Origin of the sequence: Paraburkholderia phenoliruptrix, assembly GCF_902859825.1 — a bacterium.
In the GTDB taxonomy this organism is placed as follows: domain Bacteria; phylum Pseudomonadota; class Gammaproteobacteria; order Burkholderiales; family Burkholderiaceae; genus Paraburkholderia; species Paraburkholderia phenoliruptrix.
Map to the genome: position 1 here is coordinate 1 of NZ_CADIKB010000082.1, position 5,782 is coordinate 5,782.

Consider the following 5,782-nt stretch of genomic DNA (forward strand, 5'->3'; position numbering starts at 1 on the left):
GTATGCGCAAGCCAAGAACGATTTCGTGATACTCGCAAGCTGTGTTAAAGCGGACATTAACACGAACACAGCAGAGGATCCGGGCAATGACGGCAAGACGAACCACCATCCGGCAACTGGCTCTGACCGAGGTTGTTGACCGCGACACTCCCGGTGCGATGCCGGTCAGCATCACCACGCCCGAGGGCGGCACCATCTATCACACGGTCCCGCTCGCAGACCCCGGCACCGGCAGGCGGCGCGACGCCCGCCCGCAGTGGATCGCAGGCACCTTCACTCTCTTTCCCGTTGTCCGGCTCGCTGACGGCGCGCCGTGGGCTGAGGCGAACCTCTGGCTCATCGATATGATGGAGTCGAAGTCGTCGCCCAACATGCTGACGTTCGCCAGCATCGCAGACGACCTGGTCGCGTTCCGTCGTTATCTGGATGACGAGGGCGTCGACTGGCTGACGTTCCCCGCGAACAAGCGGCAACGGCCGACCTACCGCTACAGCGCCTCGATCAGGCTGGCCGTGCAGGCTGGCGAACTGTCTCCGGGCGTCGCCAGGCGTCGTATGGGCACCGTGGTGCGCTTCTATCGCTGGCTCATGAGCGAAGCAGGCTTCAGGCCCGCGAACGCGCCGTGGGTCGAATCTGGCCGTTTCATCGAGCTCAGGGACCAGAAGGGCTTCGGCAGCGTGATCGAGGTCAAGACCACCGACCTGGCGATCAGCGGTCGGCGCGCGGAAGACCCGTGGGACGAACGTATTCAGGACGGCGGTCGCCTGCGCCCGCTCGCCTCTTCCGAGCAGTCGGTACTGCTTGAATCGTTAGCCGCTCTGGGCAACACCGAGATGACGCTCGTTCATCTGTTCGCGCTGTTGACGGGCGCGCGCATCCAGACGGTACTGACCGTGCGCGCGAAACACGTGATGCGCAAGCCCGGCGAGTTTCACGGCGACGACATCCGTCTCGCCTGCGGGCCGGGTACGGGCATCGACACGAAGGGCGGTGTCAAAGGCGTATTGCACCTGCCACGCGGTTTCTACGAGCGGCTATACATCTACGTGCACAGCGATCGTGCGCGCAAGCGGCGCCGACTGGCAGACGGCGGCGATCACTTCGACCAGCCGCTCTTTCTGAGCCAGCGCGGTGCGCCGCTCTACGAGGATCGCGAGTCGCGCGGCCCGGTCAGCACTGGCCCGCGCGTGCGTCGTCACGTCAAGACCGGGCAGGCCGTGCGCCAGTTCATCAGGGACGAACTGTTGCCCATGATGTGCGTGCAGCTCGGCAACCACAGGTACGAGTTCAGCTTCCACGATCTGCGCGCAACCTTCGGGCTGAACATGGTCGACGCGATGACGGCGAATGAGACGAAGTACACGCGGGCGCTCGATCAGTTGCGGCAGTTGATGTGGCACGCGCAGCTATCCACGACCGAGGGCTACCTCAGCTACCGCGAGAATCGCAAGCTGTTCGACGCTGTGCAGGATGGCTGGGGCGCGCACCTGTCGACGCTGGTCACGCGCGCCCTCGACACGGCGGTGACAGTATGAACCGCCAGTACGAGGAAGTACGCATGCCGCTCGCGGAGGACACAATGCTGTTGCACCCCGAGCGCGCCGTACTCAAGTGGGAAGGCCTTAAGAGCCGTTCCGATATCGGACAGATCTGCTACCTGAGGCGTGACACGTCGAGCCGGAAGCGCAAGCAAAGCACTTTCGACCATACGAGCTTCAGCAGCGAACGCACCAAGGTCGCACGCCTCCTGGTGACGCAAGTCTCCGAGCGGATAACCCTTGGCGCGATGCGCCCAACGACGGTCTACGCTGCTCTGCGCGTCGTGCTTGACTTCGTCAACTGGGCCGACAGGCAGGGGTTGCATCAGGTGCTCTGTGACGAGAAGGCTACCGCGGAGGCGGTTCATCGCTACTTCCGTGAGGAGCGTGAACAGGTCTCGCTGGGCAATCTGAACCGCAACTCCGTCGCCCACTATCAGCGTAATCTGTTGTCAATGCTACGTGAGTTCTTCAGAAACGACGATTTCTGCGCCGATGCGAGGGAGCTGCGCGGCCAACAGGAGGCTTCTGTGCCGACGGCTGTGCCTGACGCCGAGGCACAAGCCGCCCTGCTCGCGTGGGGTGACGCGCTCTTCAGCAGCATCAGCACGCTGGTGCTCGACTTCAAGCCGTACCCGGTGCGGGTGACCACGGCGGGAGGTGAGAATCTTTGCCTTGTTCCGCACTCATATGGCCGTAGTGAAGGCGACGACTCGCGCGGCCTGCTTGGCTGGAATCTGGAGACGGGAGTGCCGTGCACCCGGGAAGAACTCAGGACGCGCATGGCTGAGGCGGGAGCTAAAAAACCTTATCAGCGTTCGTGGGCCATCGCCAGGCTAACAGCTCACCATCTAACGGCGGCGAACGAGGACGCGCAGTCACCGATCCGCCGTTCGCACGCTTCGATGGCGGCCTCTTGCTTCGCCGCGCTATTTCTGGCTGAAACAGGTATCAACCTCGCGCAGCTGCTGGCAATGAAGTGGAGCCCGGGGCTAGCCGCGAGCGTGCAGGATGCGTCAGTTGTCCGTCAGAAGTTTCGCGAGATCAAGTATCGTGCAGACGGGAGGGACGTTACGTTCACCGTCTCTCTGGGCTTCATGCCGAAGCTTGAGGCGTATCTGGCGTTGCGCGAGTATCTGGTGCAGGACACAGACTGCGACGCGTTATTCATCGTAGTCGGGAATTATGCACAGCTACGACGGCCAATCGGTCTCCCGACGCAATTTCTGGATCAGCTTTACAGCAGACTCAACAAGCTCGGGATCGTGCTGCCGCGCATTACCGCACGTCAGTGGCGTGCCGCGAAGCAGGATTGGGCCGTGAGCAATCACGGCCCGGTCGTCGCAGCCACGCTGATGGGCCACTCCCTGGTCACGGCGCTGCGCTCGTACTCGAACGGCACGGACGCCGCGCACAAGGCTGAGATGGGCGCGTTCCTCGCTTCGGTCGAGAAGACCGTGCTGAAGCCCGGTGACGACCCGGCGGGCAGCATCAGGAGCGCGGTGGGCGTTTGCATCGAGTTCCACAAGCCGACGCCGATCGCGGACTCGGTCAGCGTACAGCCTGACTGCCGCTCGACCGAAGGGTGTCTCTTTTGTGACCAGTACCGCGTGCACGCCGACGCCGCTGACATCCGCAAGCTGCTGAGTTGCCGTCACTGCGTCAGGCTCGTGGGCGGGCGTGCTGACTCGATCGAGCAGTACGACAGATCGTTCGGCGCCGTGCTGCGACGTGTTGACTTCCTGCTGGACGAACTGCGCAAGCGCGACGGTGCGCTGGTCGAACAGATCGAGCAGGACGTCGATATTGCAGGGAATCTGGACAGTTTCTGGTCGGCCAGGCTCGACCAGCTTTACGAACTGGGAGTGGCATGAACAACTCGTTGATCGCGCCGGTCGCTGTGCAGCCCGACTGGTATCGGGTCGAGGACGATACGGTTGTCACGCGCGACAAGGCCGGGAACGCTGTTTCGCTGTTTGGTGACAACGCCTGGGACATCCATGCATATACGATCGGACCGCGCCGCACCCATATCCATTTCAGGGGACACTCGCCTGACGGCGTGAGCCGCGTTCTTTCAGATGCGACTACGCGTCAGTGGAAGCAGGTCATGTATTTTCTGATGCACGAAGCGACCGATATGGTACCGGCGTCTGGTACGCTTAAATCTCGTTCAGGTCACCTGAAGGAATTTGCGTCTTTTGCCGCCGAACGTCAGCTTACGCTCTACGAGGGACTGTCCAACGTCGCCATTGTTCTGGTCTATGTGGCGCAAGCTGGGATGGAGGCGAAGGCACAACGACTTCATTCGATTCTGGTGAAGCTTCACCGTCTGGGCGTCGAGGTCACTGGGCTGTGCGTGCCGCTGGCCCAGCTGCATAAGCCTCTGCTCGAACGCTTTGCGCAACATGCTGGATACGCACAATACCCTGTCATGCCGACGCGGATCTACCAGCACTTCCTGTCGACCTGTGAGCATGACCTCGGCATCGCTGAGGGCGTCGCTGACATTCTGTCGGACTACCTCGCACGCGTATACGCCGACGAGCGTCCGGGCGTCTCCGCGGCGCTGGTAACGGCTGCTGCGCACTTTGGATACAGGGATTCCCCTTACGTCGTGTCGAGGCTTGTGGCATCCATCAGCGCGCTATGTCAGCTTGTCATTCTTTCGTTCACCGGCATGCGGGCGATGGAAGCGGAGAACCTGCCGTACGACTGCCTGAGCGAGACCCGTCTGGATGGCGTGACGCACCACTCCATCGAGGGCGTTACGACCAAGCTGTCGGGTGGGCGTCCCAGGCGCGCGTGCTGGGTGACCAGCCCGCGCGCTGCTCGCGCCGTCAGGCTCGCGCAACGGCTGTCGGGCGAGGCGCACCGTGCGCACGGCGCGCAAGGTTACGCCGAATCGATGGACGGTTCGCACCTGCTGTTCTGTCGGATGGGTCTGCGTTGGGATGCGTACGTGGCAAACCGGGCGCCGAGTACCGTACATCGCGATGTCGAGGCCTTTCGTGAGCGGGTCTTCCCGACGGTCACGGTCGAGGACATCGCCGAACTGAAACGTATCGACGTGCACCGCGCGTGGGAAGACGAGCCGAAGTTCGCGGTCGGGCAGCAGTGGCCGTTCACACGTCATCAACTTCGCCGCTCGCTCGCGCTGTACGCGCACCGCAGCGGTCTCGTGACGCTGCCCACGCTCAAGCGTCAGTTGCAGCACATCACGCAGGAGATGAGCATGTACTACGCGCGTGGCTCGGCGTTCGCGAAGGGCTTCATCGACACCGACAAGACCCACTTCGCGAAGGAATGGGCCGAAACGCAGGGCCTGTCTGAGTACCTTGCGTACGCCGGGCAGGTGCTGTTCTCCGATGAGCGGCTCTTCGGCGGGCATGCAGCGTGGACGCAGAGCCGTGCGGTGCAGGCTTCGCCTGTATCGGTCTACTCGCGCGAGCAGGCGGTCAGGATGTTCGGGAAGGGCGAGCTGGCGTACCGCGAGACAGTACTGGGCGGCTGCGCCAGCGTCGAACAGTGCAAGTCGACGCCGCTCGACTGGATGCGTCTGGATTGCCTTGAATCGAACTGCCGCAACCTCGTGATCGTGCCGTCGAAGCTTCAGCGCGTGATCAAGGCGCAGCAGGCTACAGTCGAGAAGCTTCGCGCTGCCGATGAGGCGAGCGTCGAATACCGTATCGAGGCGCGGACGCTGCAACGACTGCTTGACGCGCAGGAGAAACTCATCAAACCGGAGGCAGCATGAGCGACGCCATGACCGACTACTACGCCGCCCTTGAGCGGCTGAAGAAGCGCAAGGGTGCACGTATCAACAACGACACCGTGGCGATCGAGGCTGGCCGCAAGAAGGGCAGCATCAAGAAGTCGCGCCCGCAGTTCGCCGGGCTGATCGAAGCGATCGAAGCGGCCAACGCCGTAGCCGGGCGCCCGAAGCTCGAACTGACCGACCGTCTGAGCCGCGCGAAGGGCGACGCGAAGGATCTGCAGGCACAGCTTGACGGGTCGCTGGCTCGTGAACTCGCACTGCTGCGTCAGGTGTTCGGCCTGCGTAAAGAACTGGCCGCGCTGCGCGGCGGTAGCGTCCTGCCCTTGCAGCCGCACTAGATCGAGATGGACACTCCGACGGTCGTTCTGTCCACTTTTTCTTCTAATCTAATGGACACCTCGCAGACAGCTCATCCCAGTATTTTCAAGGCTCCGGCTGATGTCCATCGTTTTTCTCTTGCGCATAA

Annotated in this window: 4 protein-coding genes; all 4 read left to right on the top strand. The window is 62.6% G+C overall.

Features of this window, described 5'->3' with window-relative positions:
- The first annotated feature begins 86 nt into the window (after positions 1-86).
- The 4 genes from HV711_RS32675 to HV711_RS32690 are packed head-to-tail and all read left to right on the top strand — an operon-like array spanning position 87 to position 5,654.
- On the top strand, positions 87-1,535 hold the full coding sequence (locus HV711_RS32675; RefSeq protein ID WP_035484792.1) for a site-specific integrase: 1,449 nt from the start codon (positions 87-89) through the stop codon (positions 1,533-1,535).
- Positions 1,532-3,412, top strand: a complete 1,881-nt coding sequence (locus tag HV711_RS32680; RefSeq protein WP_035484793.1) for a hypothetical protein — start codon at positions 1,532-1,534, stop codon at positions 3,410-3,412. Before HV711_RS32675 ends, HV711_RS32680 begins: the two co-directional genes overlap by 4 nt.
- Positions 3,409-5,295, top strand: coding sequence for a hypothetical protein (locus HV711_RS32685; RefSeq protein ID WP_035484795.1), 1,887 nt, complete (start codon positions 3,409-3,411; stop codon positions 5,293-5,295). The genes HV711_RS32680 and HV711_RS32685 overlap by 4 nt, the downstream gene beginning before the upstream one ends.
- Positions 5,292-5,654: a hypothetical protein gene (locus HV711_RS32690; RefSeq protein ID WP_035484797.1), complete on the top strand. Its 363-nt coding sequence runs from the start codon at positions 5,292-5,294 to the stop codon at positions 5,652-5,654. The genes HV711_RS32685 and HV711_RS32690 overlap by 4 nt, the downstream gene beginning before the upstream one ends.
- Positions 5,655-5,782 lie beyond the last annotated feature (128 nt).